The organism is Cryobacterium sp. MLB-32 (genome assembly GCF_000738085.1).
In the GTDB taxonomy this organism is placed as follows: domain Bacteria; phylum Actinomycetota; class Actinomycetes; order Actinomycetales; family Microbacteriaceae; genus Cryobacterium.
In genome coordinates, this window is sequence record NZ_JPRS01000354.1 from 1 (window position 1) to 1223 (window position 1223).

The following is a 1223-nucleotide window of genomic DNA, read 5'->3' on the forward strand; positions in this document are numbered from 1 at the left end:
GSCTTGATAGCGTCATCGGCGGATTCGCCGGTCACTGGTTGTTCGCAGGGGCCGCCCAGTTGGTGGCAGGTCATTGTTTTCATCGACTCGAATCCTGACTGTGAAGGCGTAGCTCCGTCTGAGGTCCGCTACCTGTATGACGGTGGAGCGTGAGCAAGTGTGACCGCTGACGGGTTGGATTGGAGAACAATGCCTGTCAGTTCCGCCGCTCTCCTTCTTTACGGCGGATGAGGTGTTCCACGATGGCCGGGTCGGCGCGGAAATCGATCCGAGAGACAACCCCGTCGACGACCGTGAAATCAAAAGCGACTTGCGGCGAGCCAAGGTGAAACCAAGCTGCCCCAGGGCGGCCATCGACGAACACCGGCAACGCGGCTTTGGCAGCGCCGTTGAACATCGTCGCAACTGCGTTTCGTCCCTCTATGCGGGTGGGAGTTCCCGCTGAGATTGCCGCTTCGTCACCGGCGACCACCACACCAGGTGCCAGTAGAGCAAGAAGTTGCTCAAAATCGCCTTCCCGTGCGGCGGCAAGGAACGCGTCCACGACTTCCCAGTCAGCTCGGCGGCGCAGGGTGCCCTGCGGGCGGACCTTGCTGCGCGCCCTCGACGCGAGCTTGCGTGCAGCGGCGGGAGTGCTGCCGAGGATCATGGCGATGGTGGGGAAATCAATGCTGAAGCTGTCGTGGAGTACGAACGCGACCCGCTCGTTCGGCGTGAGGCGGTCTAAGACCACCTGGAGCGCAATCCCGACCGTGTCGGCCAGGGCAAGTGCATCGGCGGGATCTTCAGTCGGCGAAGGGAAAGCCGTGTCGTCGACGAGGATCGGTTTCGGGGCGCGCAGCCTGTCCAGACAAAGCCGCGTGGTCACCGTGGTCAGCCAGCCGGGAAGATTATCGATGACAGCCTCGGTGGAGTGAAGGCGCAGCCAGGCTTGCTGGACCATGTCTTCGGCCTCTGCATTGTCCCGCAGGATCCGCCCAGCAATACGCAACAACCGGGGGCGCTCCCGCTCGAAAGCTGCAGTCTCGTCCACCCGCGTCACGCTTCCTTCCAGGGCCTCATACTATGGGTGACGTGCGGGCTGCGCCCGGTGTGACAGAGAGGTAGCGGAGATTCCGATGACGTCGATAGATGAAATCATTGCCGCATTGGGCGACTGGCGAGGCGACATGCTGGCCCGCATTCGCGGCTTGATCCTTGAGGCCGAACCGAACGTGGTCGAA

1 protein-coding gene is annotated in these 1223 nt (G+C 62.5%); it reads right to left on the bottom strand.

The genetic code is table 11. From position 1 onward, the window contains the following. Positions 1-196: 196 nt before the first annotated feature. Positions 197-1033 carry a sigma factor gene (locus tag JF66_RS18520; RefSeq protein ID WP_035880322.1) on the bottom strand — a complete coding sequence of 279 codons (837 nt, stop codon included), beginning with the start codon at positions 1031-1033 and terminating at the stop codon, positions 197-199. Positions 1034-1223: the final 190 nt, after the last annotated feature.